The following is a 15652-nucleotide window of genomic DNA, read 5'->3' as shown; positions in this document are numbered from 1 at the left end:
TGATTTTACAAGAATGGTGACAGGTACCTATAGTTAGATACCTGTCATTTTTTATTTAAAAATTGTGAAATTAGCTGGTTAAATTCCTTGGCAGCCTTAGTCGGGATACGGTGGTCAACATTCTCAATAAAATGCAGTTCGTTTTGGGGCAATTTTTCATGCAATTGCCTTGCATAAGAGTGAAAGGGCTTATCCTTCTTGCCATAAACCAGCATGATAGGCAGATTAATCTCATGCAGCCGATTGACACAATTGTATTTTAGACTATAGCGGTAATATTGCTCGATGTTGCGGTAATCCCCTTTTTTAGCTTCTGAAAACATATTTTTAAACAACTTCATATTATTTGAATTACTCCAGGAGATGGACCAGGCCAACAAGTTTATAGCCCCTTTGCTTGAAAGCTTGATTGCTATAGAAATCTTCCTTCTCAAATAATCGTCATTTACATCGGGCATTGCCCCAACCGAAATTCCTCCCAAAGCTCTCTCTGGGAACGTCAGCATGAATTCCAAAACAATAGAACCGCCCGTCGAATATCCGCATATAAACGCTTTGTCTATATTAAGATGGTCCAATAGTCGAATGATATCCTTAATAATCAGTGGATAGGTTATAGGTTCTGGCGAGTATGGACTTTTTCCGTGTCCCCTAATATCAAAAGTAATGATTTGAAAACTTTTTGAGAGTTCTTCTAATTGATATTGGAAGTTTACTGAAGTCAATACTGGAGGATGGATAAAAACGATCGGAGTTCCGCTTCATTTACAGTATAATACAGGCTGGTATTTTTCATATTCAGCATTGGCATGTACTTGGCACCTCAATTAAATATTAGATTCTTTAACCAAATTGTCTGAATCAGGAAGGGTTTAGACTGTCTTATAAAGTTTACTGAAGGGCTCGATGAATATTTTTCCTTATTTTATTAAAAAAATGCATATTGGTTGGGTATGGGAAACAGAAAAAGGATATAGAGAGGAGTATTTATAAAGTGTTATCCCTTCATTGAATAAGATAATCAGTAATGAAAAAAACCGTCAACCCAATTGGTTTGACGGCTTTTTTAGTAAGTGGAGAATAGGGGGCTCGAACCCCTGACCTCAACGCTGCCAGCGTTGCGCTCTCCCAGCTGAGCTAATCCCCCATATCTAATAGATAAGGTACAAGAAAGATTATATAACCATCTTCCCGTACATGCAAGACAAAATTTTATGTACAAACTAAAAAAGCCGCATTAAGCGGCTTTTCCCCTACAAACCTTCAATTTCAACCCGGTTGATTCCGTCGATTTCCGACACCGTTTCATACACATCCGTCGTCTTTCTGCGGAAGTCCACGGTTACAATCAATTGCACCAGCTGGTTTCCCTCTGCAAGATCCTTAATACGGACGTTTTTCAACGAGATTTTTTCTTCTTTGATCCTTGTAATAATATCGGCAATGCTTTCCCGGCTATTGACATTGAACTGCAGACGGATCTCTTTTTCCCTTAATTGCCTGGGACCTATGAAAGTCATCAGGAACGGTATGAATTCCACACTCACAATGAGTAAAGCAACACCAGCAATGGCTTCCCAGTAAAAACCTGCACCAACCGTGATCCCGATACCAGCGGCACCCCAAATCATCGCTGCCGTGGTCAGACCTGAAATTGTGTCGTTCCCTCTTCGTAAAATAACCCCGGCACCTAGGAAACCTATCCCTGAGACGATTTGTGCTGCTAAACGGAGCGGATCCATCGTGATATTTACGTCTTCATCCCCAGGGAACATATAAGCCGACTCACTTGATACAATCGTCAAAAGACAGCTTACGATCGATATAACCAGGCTTGTTTTAAGTCCCACCGGTTTTCTTTTAATCTCCCGTTCGAGCCCGATCACCAGGCCCAAGAATGCGGATATCCCCAACTTAAGCAGTATTTCCATATCAATTGAAAAGAACATGTCATTTCTCCTGCCCCTAAATAAGATGTATTTACTTTCCCTAAAAATCACGGACTAAACTTTTTATTAAAAAATAAAATTTAATTCAAGATAAAAGTTCGAATTCATTGTAAAATACATTTAATTCACATTGTGTAACTTAAAGGAGAATAGAAATGCAATCACCTAAAGTAAATCCGTATATGGCGGTAGCAATCGGTGTCGTGGCAGTCTCAACTTCTGCGATCCTGGTCAAGGTCTCATCCGCGCCGTCTGGTGTCATAGCCTTTTATCGATTATTCTTTTCTGTACTATTAATGCTGCCGGTGTTTCTTATAAAGTATGTTTCAGAACTTCGTCTTATTACGAAACGGGATTGGGTATTCACCGGAATAGCCGGGATATTTCTGGCCTTCCATTTTATCCTCTGGTTTGAATCATTAAACTATACCTCGGTAGCGAGCTCAACCGTGCTGGTCACCCTTCAGCCTTTATTCGCATTTGTGGGCGCTTATCTATTCTTTAAAGAGCGTGTTTCGGCTAAGGCAATTTTAAGCGGTGTGATTGCGATTGGCGGCAGCGTCATCATCAGCTGGGGTGATTTTAAAATCAGTGGAAGTGCTCTTTTTGGGGACTTTTTGGCGATTGTAGCCTGTGCGTTGGTAACCGTATACCTTTTATTTGGCCAAACAGTCAGGAAGAGGATGTCTTTAATAACCTATACCTTTATCGTCTATAGCATCAGTTCAATTACATTGTTCTTCTATGTAATAGCTGTTGGTGACTCGTTCTATCCATATCCTACGAGCGATTGGGTTTACTTTATTCTCCTCGCTCTGATCCCAACTCTGCTTGGCCATACACTGTTCAACTGGTCAATAAAATGGATTAGCGCCTCAGTTATTTCGATGGCGATACTTTTCGAACCGGTTGGCGCAACCGTACTTGCCTTCTATCTGCTGGGTGAAAAAGTCATTTGGACACAGATTATCGGAGGACTAGTTGTTATTGCAGGCATAACATTGTTTTTAGTAGATGAAAGAAAGATGAAGCTGAAAAATCAAGCCGAAATCAAATCAATATCTGGGTAGGGGATGTATGTGCAGATTAGAAAGGCAACAAAAGATGATGCGAGCGGAATTGCCAGGGTTCATGTCAGAAGCTGGCAAGAAACTTATCAGGGGATTATAAGCCAGGATTACTTGGATTCTTTAAAGGTGGAGGACCGGAAACCTTTATGGGAAAATAGCTTATCACAAAGTGCTAATATCTCTCCGGTTTTTGTCGCTGTTAATCCAGAAGGGGAAATAGTAGGCTTTGCATCTTTTGGAAAAGAAAGATCAAGGAATTTTAAAGCCGATGGAGAATTGTACGCGATTTATATCCTTAAAGAGTATCAAAGAGGAAAACTGGGCCTGAGGCTGCTGCAAGCCGGTCTGGATGATTTGCTGGCGCAAAATTACGAATCCATCCTCGTGTGGGTGTTAGCCGATAATGAAAGCCGGAAATTTTATGAGAACCTTAAGCCGCAAAAAGCTGGGGAAGAAGTTGTGAGAATTGCAGGCAGAGAATATATCGAAGTAGCATATATGTGGACAGATTTAAAACTGCTTTCCCAGGCTGCTAGAGAAAAACTGTAAGAGTATAGATGCGAGAACTTAAGGTGTAAACAAAAAAATCCCCTTCATAGAGGGGATTTTTTAATGTTTTTAAATGAATAGGTAAGTGAACCTTGAAAATAATAATGCACAGACAGAGCTTAAAATAAGAGTTCCTCCGTGAACCTTTCCTTCAGTGTTTGCAATTTTAATGGCTTCAATATAGGCAATGCTAAATAAAAGAATTGCCATAGATAATGATAGATATAGTGCAATTGATTGCAGCAAGTAAGATCACCTCTGTAAAATAGTTTGTCCAAAGCATTATATGAGGACTTGTAAGAAATTATTATAAAAACATTTAATTAAGAAGAAACTCGGAAAACCTGAAAAGGGTTCTCATCTTGTGAAAAATTCTTTTAAAATTATATTGCAAACATATTTTATCCATGGTATATTTAATCTCGCTTCAGGAAAACAACGTTGAATTGAAAATCAAACATCGGTTTTTACGAAAAAGAAAAACAAAAAACGATGTTGACAATAACAAATCAGCGTGTTATATTAATAAAGTCGCTTCTGGGCGACGAACTGAACAACTTGCTCTTTGAAAACTAAACAAACAAGCGTCAACAAACAATAAATTATCATGGCTTCTATATATAGAAGATCATGAGCCAACGTTTTAACTTATGAGCTAAACTCATAACTCTTTTTTGGAGAGTTTGATCCTGGCTCAGGACGAACGCTGGCGGCGTGCCTAATACATGCAAGTCGAGCGGATCTTCATTAGCTTGCTTTTGAAGATCAGCGGCGGACGGGTGAGTAACACGTGGGCAACCTGCCTGTAAGACTGGGATAACTTCGGGAAACCGGAGCTAATACCGGATAATCCTTTCCCTCACATGAGGGAAAGCTGAAAGACGGTTTCGGCTGTCACTTACAGATGGGCCCGCGGCGCATTAGCTAGTTGGTGAGGTAACGGCTCACCAAGGCAACGATGCGTAGCCGACCTGAGAGGGTGATCGGCCACACTGGGACTGAGACACGGCCCAGACTCCTACGGGAGGCAGCAGTAGGGAATCTTCCGCAATGGACGAAAGTCTGACGGAGCAACGCCGCGTGAACGATGAAGGCTTTCGGGTCGTAAAGTTCTGTTGTTAGGGAAGAACAAGTACCGGAGTAACTGCCGGTACCTTGACGGTACCTAACCAGAAAGCCACGGCTAACTACGTGCCAGCAGCCGCGGTAATACGTAGGTGGCAAGCGTTGTCCGGAATTATTGGGCGTAAAGCGCGCGCAGGCGGTTCCTTAAGTCTGATGTGAAAGCCCCCGGCTCAACCGGGGAGGGTCATTGGAAACTGGGGAACTTGAGTGCAGAAGAGGAGAGCGGAATTCCACGTGTAGCGGTGAAATGCGTAGAGATGTGGAGGAACACCAGTGGCGAAGGCGGCTCTCTGGTCTGTAACTGACGCTGAGGCGCGAAAGCGTGGGGAGCGAACAGGATTAGATACCCTGGTAGTCCACGCCGTAAACGATGAGTGCTAAGTGTTAGAGGGTTTCCGCCCTTTAGTGCTGCAGCAAACGCATTAAGCACTCCGCCTGGGGAGTACGGCCGCAAGGCTGAAACTCAAAGGAATTGACGGGGGCCCGCACAAGCGGTGGAGCATGTGGTTTAATTCGAAGCAACGCGAAGAACCTTACCAGGTCTTGACATCCTCTGACAACCCTAGAGATAGGGCGTTCCCCTTCGGGGGACAGAGTGACAGGTGGTGCATGGTTGTCGTCAGCTCGTGTCGTGAGATGTTGGGTTAAGTCCCGCAACGAGCGCAACCCTTGATCTTAGTTGCCAGCATTCAGTTGGGCACTCTAAGGTGACTGCCGGTGACAAACCGGAGGAAGGTGGGGATGACGTCAAATCATCATGCCCCTTATGACCTGGGCTACACACGTGCTACAATGGATGGAACAAAGGGCCGCAAAACCGCGAGGTCGAGCCAATCCCATAAATCCATTCTCAGTTCGGATTGCAGGCTGCAACTCGCCTGCATGAAGCCGGAATCGCTAGTAATCGCGGATCAGCATGCCGCGGTGAATACGTTCCCGGGCCTTGTACACACCGCCCGTCACACCACGAGAGTTTGTAACACCCGAAGTCGGTGGGGTAACCTTTTGGAGCCAGCCGCCTAAGGTGGGACAGATGATTGGGGTGAAGTCGTAACAAGGTAGCCGTATCGGAAGGTGCGGCTGGATCACCTCCTTTCTAAGGATATTGCCGTAAAGGCAATCGGAATGCGAATCTTTCGATTCGTACTGTGGATGTAATCCACATAGTTGTACGCTTGTTTGTTTAGTTTTGAGGGAGCAATTCTCTCAAAGCTTTTTTGTTCCTTGAAAACTAGATAATCGTAAGTAAGAAGAACCAAGAAAAAACCGAGTGATCGCCATTTTAGTTTTTCTCTCTATTTAATAGAGAAACAAACAACCATGACATTTATGTCATACGGTTAAGTTAGAAAGGGCGCACGGTGGATGCCTTGGCACTAGGAGCCGATGAAGGACGGGACTAACACCGATATGCTTCGGGGAGCTGTAAGTAAGCTTTGATCCGGAGATTTCCGAATGGGGAAACCCACTGTTCGTAATGGAACAGTATCTTTGCCTGAATACATAGGGCATTGAAGGCAGACCCGGGGAACTGAAACATCTAAGTACCCGGAGGAAGAGAAAGCAAACGCGATTCCCTGAGTAGCGGCGAGCGAAACGGGACATAGCCCAAACCAAGAGGCTTGCCTCTTGGGGTTGTAGGACACTCAACATGGAGTTACAAAGGAACGGGGTAGATGAAGTGGTCTGGAAAGGCCCGTCAGAGAAGGTAAAAACCCTGTAGTTGAAACTTCGTTCCCTCCTGAGTGGATCCTGAGTACGGCGGGACACGAGAAATCCCGTCGGAAGCTGGGAGGACCATCTCCCAAGGCTAAATACTCCCTAGTGACCGATAGTGAACCAGTACCGTGAGGGAAAGGTGAAAAGCACCCCGGAAGGGGAGTGAAAGAGATCCTGAAACCGTGTGCCTACAAGTAGTCAGAGCCCGTTCATGGGTGATGGCGTGCCTTTTGTAGAATGAACCGGCGAGTTACGATTACATGCAAGGTTAAGTTGAGAAGACGGAGCCGCAGCGAAAGCGAGTCTGAATAGGGCGAATGAGTATGTGGTCGTAGACCCGAAACCAGGTGATCTACCCATGTCCAGGGTGAAGGTTGGGTAACACCAACTGGAGGCCCGAACCCACGCACGTTGAAAAGTGCGGGGATGAGGTGTGGGTAGCGGAGAAATTCCAATCGAACTTGGAGATAGCTGGTTCTCTCCGAAATAGCTTTAGGGCTAGCCTCACGTTGTAAGAGTCTTGGAGGTAGAGCACTGTTTGGACTAGGGGCCCTCATCGGGTTACCGAATTCAGACAAACTCCGAATGCCAAAGACTTATCCGTGGGAGTCAGACTGCGAGTGATAAGATCCGTAGTCAAAAGGGAAACAGCCCAGACCACCAGCTAAGGTCCCAAAGTATACGTTAAGTGGAAAAGGATGTGGAGTTGCTTAGACAACCAGGATGTTGGCTTAGAAGCAGCCACCATTTAAAGAGTGCGTAATAGCTCACTGGTCGAGTGACTCTGCGCCGAAAATGTACCGGGGCTAAACGTATCACCGAAGCTGTGGATTGACATCTTAGATGTCAGTGGTAGGAGAGCGTTCTAAGGGCGTTGAAGTCAGACCGTAAGGACTGGTGGAGCGCTTAGAAGTGAGAATGCCGGTATGAGTAGCGAAAGATGGGTGAGAATCCCATCCACCGAATGCCTAAGGTTTCCTGAGGAAGGCTCGTCCTCTCAGGGTTAGTCGGGACCTAAGCCGAGGCCGAAAGGCGTAGGCGATGGACAACAGGTTGATATTCCTGTACCACCTCTTTATCGTTTGAGCAATGGGGGGACGCAGGAGGATAGGGTAAGCGCGCTGTTGGATATGCGCGTCTAAGCAGTTAGGCTGCAAGTGAGGCAAATCCCGCTTGCGTGAAGGCTGAGCTGTGACAGCGAGGGAAATATAGTACCGAAGTTCCTGATTCCACACTGCCAAGAAAAGCCTCTAGCGAGATAAAAGGTGCCCGTACCGCAAACCGACACAGGTAGGCGAGGAGAGAATCCTAAGGTGAGCGAGAGAACTCTCGTTAAGGAACTCGGCAAAATGACCCCGTAACTTCGGGAGAAGGGGTGCTCATTTGGGTGAATAGCCCGGATGAGCCGCAGTGAATAGGCCCAGGCGACTGTTTAGCAAAAACACAGGTCTCTGCGAAGCCGCAAGGCGAAGTATAGGGGCTGACGCCTGCCCGGTGCTGGAAGGTTAAGAGGAGGGGTTAGCTCACGCGAAGCTCTGAATCGAAGCCCCAGTAAACGGCGGCCGTAACTATAACGGTCCTAAGGTAGCGAAATTCCTTGTCGGGTAAGTTCCGACCCGCACGAAAGGCGTAACGATCTGGGCACTGTCTCAACGAGAGACTCGGTGAAATTATAGTACCTGTGAAGATGCAGGTTACCCGCGACAGGACGGAAAGACCCCGTGGAGCTTTACTGTAGCCTGATATTGAATTTTGGTACAGCTTGTACAGGATAGGTAGGAGCCTGAGAAACCGGAGCGCCAGCTTCGGTGGAGGCGTCGGTGGGATACTACCCTGGCTGTATTGAAATTCTAACCCACGCCCCTGATCGGGGCGGGAGACAGTGTCAGGTGGGCAGTTTGACTGGGGCGGTCGCCTCCTAAAGAGTAACGGAGCGCCCAAAGGTTCCCTCAGAATGGTTGGAAATCATTCGCAGAGTGTAAAGGCACAAGGGAGCTTGACTGCGAGACCTACAAGTCGAGCAGGGACGAAAGTCGGGCTTAGTGATCCGGTGGTTCCGCATGGAAGGGCCATCGCTCAACGGATAAAAGCTACCCCGGGGATAACAGGCTTATCTCCCCCAAGAGTCCACATCGACGGGGAGGTTTGGCACCTCGATGTCGGCTCATCGCATCCTGGGGCTGTAGTCGGTCCCAAGGGTTGGGCTGTTCGCCCATTAAAGCGGTACGCGAGCTGGGTTCAGAACGTCGTGAGACAGTTCGGTCCCTATCCGTCGTGGGCGCAGGAAATTTGAGAGGAGCTGTCCTTAGTACGAGAGGACCGGGATGGACGCACCGCTGGTGTACCAGTTGTCTTGCCAAAGGCATCGCTGGGTAGCTATGTGCGGACGGGATAAGTGCTGAAAGCATCTAAGCATGAAGCCCCCCTCAAGATGAGATTTCCCATAGCGCAAGCTAGTAAGAACCCTGAAAGATGATCAGGTTGATAGGTCAGAGGTGGAAGCGCGGTGACGTGTGGAGCTGACTGATACTAATCGTTCGAGGACTTAACCAAAAACGAAAAGTGTAGGCGACTGTTCAGCCTCGACAAGTGCTGGAGGGCCAGCAGTTGAAGTCGTTCTTTGACTTCAGCGGATGGACCGAAGCAATCTCGAGAGGCTAGGAGCCGAAACTGGACATTGATTACTCGTTTTTCTTGAATTCTTCTTACACATTATCTAGTTTTGAGGGAATAAAAGCTTTTCATTAAGTGAAAAACTTACTTAATTTTTCTCTTGCAAAATGCATAAAAGACAGTATAATAGATATTGTCTTTAAAAAATGTCTGGTGACGATGGCGAGAAGGTCACACCCGTTCCCATACCGAACACGGAAGTTAAGCTTCTCAGCGCCGATGGTAGTTGGGGGTTTCCCCCTGTGAGAGTAGGACGTCGCCGGGCAGTTTCAAATGGAGGATTAGCTCAGCTGGGAGAGCATCTGCCTTACAAGCAGAGGGTCGGCGGTTCGATCCCGTCATCCTCCACCATTATTTACTCACCATGCCGGTGTAGCTCAATTGGTAGAGCAACTGACTTGTAATCAGTAGGTTGGGGGTTCAAGTCCTCTTGCCGGCACCTTTTGTACGAGCCATTAGCTCAGTCGGTAGAGCATCTGACTTTTAATCAGAGGGTCGAAGGTTCGAGTCCTTCATGGCTCACCACTTTTTTGAAATAATATGCGGGTGTGGCGGAATTGGCAGACGCACCAGACTTAGGATCTGGCGCCGCAAGGCGTGGGGGTTCGACTCCCTTCACCCGCACCATTTCTTCAAAAAGCAATATAATGCGGAAGTAGTTCAGTGGTAGAATACAACCTTGCCAAGGTTGGGGTCGCGGGTTCGAATCCCGTCTTCCGCTCCATAGTTCCTAAGCCGGGGTGGCGGAACTGGCAGACGCACAGGACTTAAAATCCTGCGGTAGGTGACTACCGTACCGGTTCGATTCCGGTCCTCGGCACCACCAAGTTAGCTAATGTACTAAATATGCGCCCGTAGCTCAATTGGATAGAGCGTCTGACTACGGATCAGAAGGTTATGGGTTCGACTCCTTTCGGGCGTGCCATTATATTTTCTCTTTATCGGGGAGTAGCTCAGCTTGGTAGAGCACTTGGTTTGGGACCAAGGGGTCGCAGGTTCGAATCCTGTCTTCCCGACCATCCTTTTTATAATTTGGGGCCTTAGCTCAGCTGGGAGAGCGCCTGCCTTGCACGCAGGAGGTCAGCGGTTCGATCCCGCTAGGCTCCACCATAAGTTTTAAAAAATAATAATTTGGCGGTGTAGCTCAGCTGGCTAGAGCGTACGGTTCATACCCGTAAGGTCGGGGGTTCGATCCCCTCCGCCGCTACCAATTTTAATCTGGTTGAACCTATTCAATCTAGGATATCCTGGACCTTTAGCTCAGCTGGTTAGAGCAGACGGCTCATAACCGTCCGGTCGTAGGTTCGAGTCCTACAAGGTCCACCATTTTACTTGATTTTCATACGGAGGTATACCCAAGTCTGGCTGAAGGGATCGGTCTTGAAAACCGACAGGCGGGTAACACCGCGCGGGGGTTCGAATCCCTCTACCTCCTCCATAATTTTATTAAATAGTATCGTCGCGGGGTGGAGCAACGAGCGTTACTTCACTGAATATGCTGCGAGTTGTACCGATCGAGCTGCTACTTGAGTAAGCTTCCTGAGATCGGGACAGTCCATGCTCACTTAGAGCATCAACAAAATTATGTAATTAATATCGTCGCGGGGTGGAGCAGTCCGGTAGCTCGTCGGGCTCATAACCCGAAGGTCGCAGGTTCAAATCCTGCCCCCGCAATCAATTAAGTTCTTTTCAAGTACTGCACTTGAAAAGATCCTGGTCCCGTGGTGTAGCGGTTAACATGCCTGCCTGTCACGCAGGAGATCGCCGGTTCGATCCCGGTCGGGACCGCCATTTTTATTTCAGTAGCTCAGTCGGTAGAGCAGATTGCTCACTTCCTGAATAAGCTTCTGCGGCAATCTGCGAGAAAGACCGAAAGTCATTCGAGCAAAGGACTTAAATAAGTCAAAGTTTAGGCAACAATATTATAGTGGCTCAGTAGCTCAGTCGGTAGAGCAAAGGACTGAAAATCCTTGTGTCGGCGGTTCGATTCCGTCCTGAGCCACCTTATTTAATTTAAATGAAATGCAATTATAGATATGGCGATTGTGGCGAAGTGGTTAACGCATCGGATTGTGGTTCCGACATTCGTGGGTTCGATTCCCATCAGTCGCCCCTTTTTTATATGCGGGTGTAGTTTACTGGTAAAACCTCAGCCTTCCAAGCTGATGTAGTGGGTTCGATTCCCATCACCCGCTCCATGAGGGCCTATAGCTCAGCTGGTTAGAGCGCACGCCTGATAAGCGTGAGGTCGGTGGTTCGAGTCCACTTAGGCCCATTTTTTATATTATTCCGCAGTAGCTCAGTGGTAGAGCACTCGGCTGTTAACCGAGCGGTCGTAGGTTCGAATCCTACCTGCGGAGCCATATTTCTGGGGAAGTACTCAAGAGGCTGAAGAGGCGCCCCTGCTAAGGGTGTAGGTCGGGTAACCGGCGCGAGGGTTCAAATCCCTCCTTCTCCGCCATAAGGCCCCTTGGTCAAGCGGTTAAGACACCGCCCTTTCACGGCGGTAACACGGGTTCGAATCCCGTAGGGGTCATAAGAAAAGCTGTTAGCAATTATGCTAACGGCTTTTTTTCATTTTCATGTAATTTTGGATTCCAGGTATTTAATCCAAATGTACTTTTGAATTGCTATCTTTCAATACATCAAGCAGCATGCACTAAGAAAGAAATAAGCTGTTTAAAAGTGGCTAATATATTATTGCCCGGTTAGTGGTGCAAGAAAAAAACATTATGTGACTGGTTAAGGAGGTAAAGGTAAAACCGGTAACAAAATTAGTTTATTCCCACTTATGAAGATTCTGGCTCAAAACCGGTAACATAAAGAAGAAATATGTGCCTCGTTATGAGAGACAAGTTCAAAACCGGTAACATAAAGAAGAAATATGTGCCCCGTTATGAGAGACAAGTTCAAAACCGGTAACAAAAAGAAGAAATATGTACCTCGTTATGAGAGACAAGTTCAAAACCGGTAACATACGAAGAGGTATATGCCCGGTCAGTGATAGGAAGAGAAATCCCGTCACATAAAGTAGTAGTGTTGGGGATTATTATAATGTCCGAATAAGCGAGAGTAAAGCCAAATAATACGTGTTTCATAACAGACTCAATCAAAATGCCCTTACTTAGCTACCCACACAATACTGCTAGCTCCATGTCATAGCAACTCCAACCTAGGATCCTCACTTAAATTTAGAATCACGACACAAGTCACTTCCTCCAAAAAGATGAAAACGTTATCAGTGGAAAACATTTTTTCTCCTATTTCCTCTATCAAACCTAATAAATTCAACTAATCTTTCTAATGAATCATTATTCATTTTTGAACTTTCGTTCTCCAAATTTCGCGTAATTGGAAGATTTAGTACATTAAAGCGCTACCATTTTAGTGGTTTTGTCGAAATTTAATTCTTTCTAAGTATTATTGTCGAAATATTAAAAAAATGTTTACAAGGAATTCCTTAAGGTAACTAGAATACTACTGAAATAGGCAGTTTCTTTAGTTTTACAAAAGGCAGGTGGAGGGCAATGGTGATTAATCCTACTGAGTTTGAATTGCATTTGTTCCATGAAGGGAATCTGTTCCAGAGCTACAATTTATTTGGAGCACATGTCATGAAAAATGGAACTGAAACATATACTCGATTTTGTGTGTGGGCTCCAAATGCGACTCAGGTAAGGCTAACAGGTAATTTTAATAATTGGGATGGACGTGGGCACGAGTTTCATAAAGTCAATCAGGAGGGTGTCTGGCAGCTCGCTCTGGAGGGTGACTTGACCGGTTCCATTTATAAATATGAGCTTGTAACGGCGTCGGGTGAGCGATTGCTCAAATCAGATCCTTATGCATTTTTCTCGGAAGTAAGGCCAAATACGGCTTCGATTGTCTACTCATTGGATGACTATAAATGGGAAGACCAAAAGTGGCTGCAAAAGCGTGAAAAACGGACTACTCTCGACGAGCCGATGTTCATATATGAGCTTCATGTGGGTTCCTGGAAGAAGCATGATAACGGTTCGTTCCTTACATATCGTGAGCTTGTTGATGAATTGATCCCATATATTGTTGCGCATGGATACACACATATTGAATTATTGCCACTAACTGAGCATCCGCTCGACATTTCCTGGGGCTATCAATCTACAGGTTATTTTTCAGTTACGAGCCGATATGGTACGCCTCATGATTTCATGTATTTCGTTGATATGTGTCATCAAAACAACATTGGTGTCATCCTTGATTGGATTCCGGGGCATTTTTGTAAAGATGCCCACGGTCTGTACCAATTTGATGGCAGCTATGTGTTTGAATATCAGCGGGAGAATGATCGTGAGAACCAGGTTTGGGGAACAGCCAATTTTGACCTCGGAAAAACGGAGGTCCAGAGCTTTCTGATTTCGAGCGCCCTTTTCTGGCTGGAAAAATATCATATCGATGGCTTCAGGGTTGATGCGGTGGCTAATATCATCTACTGGCCAAATTCAATCCAGGCAGCGAACCAGTATGGAGTGGAGTTTTTAAAGAAGCTGAATAAAGCGGTAAAAGATTTTGAGCCAGGGGCATTGATGATCGCCGAAGACTCGACTGATTGGCCGCAGGTGACAGCTCCCGTGGAGTATGGCGGTCTTGGTTTTACATACAAGTGGAACATGGGATGGATGAATGACACCTTGAAGTATATGGAGGAAGAATCCCATAACAGGAAGCATATACATGATAAGGTTACTTTTTCGCTGCTTTATGCATTCTCAGAGAATTTTGTCCTGCCTTTTTCACATGATGAAGTTGTTCACGGGAAGAAATCGCTTCTTGATAAGATGCCGGGCGATTACTGGCAAAAGTTCGCACAGCTTAGACTATTGCTTGGGTTCATGACTGCACATCCTGGAAAGAAGCTGACATTCATGGGTACTGAATTTGGGCAGTTTTCGGAATGGAAAGACAGGGAGCAGCTTGATTGGAATCTCCTCGATTATGAAATGCATGCAAAAATGAATCATTACAATAAGGAACTAATCAAATTGTATAAGAGATCAAAACCATTGTATGAGGTTGACCAAAGCTATGAAGGCTTTGAGTGGATCGATGCTGATAATCGGGATCAGTCGATTTTTTCTTTTATCCGAAAAGGGAAGAATCCTGAAGAACTTCTGGTCATTGTTTGCAATTTTACAGAGAAGGTATATAGCGATTATCGAATCGGTGTACCGAAGCCTGGCGAATATCGAGAAATTTTGAACAGCGATGCTGCAGACTTTGGCGGTTCAGGCGTAATAAACAAAAAAGTTTTGAAAGCTGAAGAAATAGCCTTCCATGGAAGGCCATATTCTATAGAGATGAGTATTTCTCCATTCGGAATCTCAGTTTTACGTCCTGTTATAAAAAGAAAGGGGAGAAACAATCATGCAAAAGAAGAAATGCGTAGCAATGCTGTTGGCAGGAGGAAAAGGAAGCCGGCTGCACTCACTGACGAAGAATCTCGCTAAGCCAGCTGTCCCTTTTGGAGGCAAATACCGAATCATTGATTTCCCATTAAGCAACTGCACCAATTCGGGCATCCATACAGTGGGCGTTTTAACACAATACCAGCCGCTCTTGCTCAATTCTTATATTGGCATCGGCAGCGCATGGGACCTCGACAGGAAGGATGGCGGTGTGACCGTACTGCCGCCTTATGCTGAAAGTTCCGAAGTTAAATGGTATTCCGGCACGGCAAGTGCGATTTATCAGAATCTGAATTATCTTGATCAGTATGATCCGGAATATGTTTTGATTCTCTCCGGTGACCATATTTATAAAATGAATTATGAATTGATGCTTAATTATCATATTGAAAAAGGTGCCGATGTGACGATTTCGGTCATTGAAGTACCTTGGGAAGAGACAAATCGTTTCGGGATCATGAATACGGATTCCGACCTGAGAGTCACTGAATTTGAGGAGAAGCCGGATGTGGCGAAAAATAATCTCGCTTCAATGGGGATTTATATTTTTAAATGGAGCGTTTTAAGGGAATATCTGATAAGGGATGACCAGAACCCTGAATCCAGCCATGATTTCGGCAAGGATATTATTCCTCTGTTAATACAAGAAAATATGAAGTTATTTGCCTATCCTTTTAAAGGCTACTGGAAAGATGTAGGGACAGTACAAAGTCTTTGGGAAGCGAATATGGACTTATTGGATAAGGACTGCGAATTGAATCTTTTCGATCATTCATGGCGTATTTATTCGGTGAACCCTAACCAGCCACCTCAATATATTTGTCCAGAAGGCGGAGTGTCTGAGTCGCTGGTCAATGAGGGCTGCAAAATTGAAGGGGAAGTTTCCAGGACGGTCGTTTTTCAGGGAGTGACCGTAAAAAAGGGAGCAGTTGTAAAGGAAACCGTAATCATGCCGGATGCTGTTATCGGACACAACTGTGTGATTGAAAAGGCGATTGTATCCCCAGGAGTCTATGTTCCGGATGGAACAATCATAAAGCCAGGCGAGAGCGCGAATGACATTACACTAGTATCTGAAGAAACAATCGGAGAATTGCAATCCAATTGAACCGATTCGGGAGGA

At 45.6% G+C, this 15652-nt stretch carries 5 protein-coding genes, 22 tRNA genes, 3 rRNA genes and 1 pseudogene; 28 read left to right on the top strand and 3 right to left on the bottom strand.

Annotation, left to right across the window (positions count from 1 at the left end; all coding sequences use genetic code 11):
* Positions 1 to 44: 44 nt before the first annotated feature.
* From FOF60_RS19585 to FOF60_RS19575, 3 genes and pseudogenes are all read right to left on the bottom strand, one after another.
* Positions 45 to 811, bottom strand: a pseudogene (locus FOF60_RS19585) (alpha/beta fold hydrolase).
* Between the two features lie 263 nt (positions 812 to 1074).
* A tRNA-Ala gene (locus tag FOF60_RS19580) sits at positions 1075 to 1147 on the bottom strand.
* A gap of 106 nt (positions 1148 to 1253) precedes the next feature.
* A complete protein-coding gene (locus FOF60_RS19575) occupies positions 1254 to 1949 on the bottom strand; it encodes an MgtC/SapB family protein (protein WP_192472237.1) in 696 nt (231 codons plus the stop codon).
* Between the two features lie 155 nt (positions 1950 to 2104).
* Here FOF60_RS19575 and FOF60_RS19570 point away from each other — a divergent pair, with 155 nt between their 5' ends.
* From FOF60_RS19570 to FOF60_RS19435, 28 genes are all read left to right on the top strand, one after another.
* Positions 2105 to 3019 (top strand): DMT family transporter, encoded by a 915-nt coding sequence (locus FOF60_RS19570; protein ID WP_192472238.1) that lies wholly within the window; start codon positions 2105 to 2107, stop codon positions 3017 to 3019.
* Between the two features lie 9 nt (positions 3020 to 3028).
* Positions 3029 to 3568 (top strand): GNAT family N-acetyltransferase, encoded by a 540-nt coding sequence (locus FOF60_RS19565; RefSeq protein ID WP_192472239.1) that lies wholly within the window; start codon positions 3029 to 3031, stop codon positions 3566 to 3568.
* Positions 3569 to 4239: 671 nt separating this feature from the next.
* A 16S ribosomal RNA gene (locus FOF60_RS19560) occupies positions 4240 to 5789 on the top strand.
* 242 nt (positions 5790 to 6031) lie between these two features.
* Positions 6032 to 8965 (top strand): 23S ribosomal RNA (locus FOF60_RS19555).
* Between the two features lie 269 nt (positions 8966 to 9234).
* Positions 9235 to 9350, top strand: a 5S ribosomal RNA gene (gene rrf, locus FOF60_RS19550).
* Together the 16S, 23S and 5S rRNA genes with 21 tRNA genes alongside form the textbook arrangement of a ribosomal RNA operon.
* Positions 9351 to 9360: 10 nt before the next feature.
* Positions 9361 to 9436: transfer RNA gene (locus tag FOF60_RS19545), tRNA-Val, on the top strand.
* A 15-nt stretch (positions 9437 to 9451) separates the two neighbouring features.
* Positions 9452 to 9524, top strand: a tRNA-Thr gene (locus FOF60_RS19540).
* A 10-nt stretch (positions 9525 to 9534) separates the two neighbouring features.
* A tRNA-Lys gene (locus tag FOF60_RS19535) sits at positions 9535 to 9610 on the top strand.
* Positions 9611 to 9627: 17 nt separating this feature from the next.
* A tRNA-Leu gene (locus tag FOF60_RS19530) sits at positions 9628 to 9712 on the top strand.
* Between the two features lie 22 nt (positions 9713 to 9734).
* Positions 9735 to 9809: transfer RNA gene (locus FOF60_RS19525), tRNA-Gly, on the top strand.
* Between the two features lie 10 nt (positions 9810 to 9819).
* A tRNA-Leu gene (locus FOF60_RS19520) sits at positions 9820 to 9908 on the top strand.
* Positions 9909 to 9933: 25 nt separating this feature from the next.
* A tRNA-Arg gene (locus tag FOF60_RS19515) sits at positions 9934 to 10010 on the top strand.
* A gap of 17 nt (positions 10011 to 10027) precedes the next feature.
* Positions 10028 to 10104: transfer RNA gene (locus FOF60_RS19510), tRNA-Pro, on the top strand.
* A gap of 15 nt (positions 10105 to 10119) precedes the next feature.
* Positions 10120 to 10195, top strand: a tRNA-Ala gene (locus FOF60_RS19505).
* 23 nt (positions 10196 to 10218) lie between these two features.
* Positions 10219 to 10295, top strand: a tRNA-Met gene (locus FOF60_RS19500).
* 39 nt (positions 10296 to 10334) lie between these two features.
* Positions 10335 to 10411: transfer RNA gene (locus FOF60_RS19495), tRNA-Ile, on the top strand.
* Positions 10412 to 10430: 19 nt separating this feature from the next.
* Positions 10431 to 10523 (top strand) — tRNA-Ser (locus tag FOF60_RS19490).
* A 162-nt stretch (positions 10524 to 10685) separates the two neighbouring features.
* Positions 10686 to 10759, top strand: a tRNA-Met gene (locus FOF60_RS19485).
* 41 nt (positions 10760 to 10800) lie between these two features.
* Positions 10801 to 10876, top strand: a tRNA-Asp gene (locus FOF60_RS19480).
* A gap of 138 nt (positions 10877 to 11014) precedes the next feature.
* Positions 11015 to 11087: transfer RNA gene (locus FOF60_RS19475), tRNA-Phe, on the top strand.
* Positions 11088 to 11124: 37 nt separating this feature from the next.
* Positions 11125 to 11197, top strand: a tRNA-His gene (locus tag FOF60_RS19470).
* A gap of 12 nt (positions 11198 to 11209) precedes the next feature.
* Positions 11210 to 11283, top strand: a tRNA-Gly gene (locus tag FOF60_RS19465).
* 3 nt (positions 11284 to 11286) lie between these two features.
* Positions 11287 to 11360 (top strand) — tRNA-Ile (locus FOF60_RS19460).
* 13 nt (positions 11361 to 11373) lie between these two features.
* Positions 11374 to 11448: transfer RNA gene (locus FOF60_RS19455), tRNA-Asn, on the top strand.
* A gap of 7 nt (positions 11449 to 11455) precedes the next feature.
* Positions 11456 to 11546: transfer RNA gene (locus FOF60_RS19450), tRNA-Ser, on the top strand.
* 3 nt (positions 11547 to 11549) lie between these two features.
* Positions 11550 to 11621: transfer RNA gene (locus FOF60_RS19445), tRNA-Glu, on the top strand.
* A 991-nt stretch (positions 11622 to 12612) separates the two neighbouring features.
* On the top strand, positions 12613 to 14571 hold the full coding sequence (gene glgB / locus FOF60_RS19440; RefSeq protein ID WP_192473575.1) for a 1,4-alpha-glucan branching protein GlgB: 1959 nt from the start codon (positions 12613 to 12615) through the stop codon (positions 14569 to 14571).
* Positions 14489 to 15637, top strand: coding sequence for a glucose-1-phosphate adenylyltransferase (locus tag FOF60_RS19435; RefSeq protein ID WP_225650474.1), 1149 nt, complete (start codon positions 14489 to 14491; stop codon positions 15635 to 15637). Before glgB ends, FOF60_RS19435 begins: the two co-directional genes overlap by 83 nt.
* Positions 15638 to 15652: the final 15 nt, after the last annotated feature.

The organism is Mesobacillus jeotgali (assembly GCF_014856545.2).
Classification (GTDB): domain Bacteria; phylum Bacillota; class Bacilli; order Bacillales; family Cytobacillaceae; genus Mesobacillus.
Note: the sequence above shows the minus strand (reverse complement) of the source record. Positions and strands in the feature narration are given on the sequence as shown.

Coding starts and splice junctions, on each gene's coding strand:
- FOF60_RS19575 (WP_192472237.1), bottom strand. CDS start 1,949: ATGTTCTTTTCAATTGATATGGAAATACTGCTTAAGTTGGGGATATCC.
- FOF60_RS19570 (WP_192472238.1), top strand. CDS start 2,105: ATGCAATCACCTAAAGTAAATCCGTATATGGCGGTAGCAATCGGTGTC.
- glgB (WP_192473575.1), top strand. CDS start 12,613: ATGGTGATTAATCCTACTGAGTTTGAATTGCATTTGTTCCATGAAGGG.
- FOF60_RS19435 (WP_225650474.1), top strand. CDS start 14,489: ATGCAAAAGAAGAAATGCGTAGCAATGCTGTTGGCAGGAGGAAAAGGA.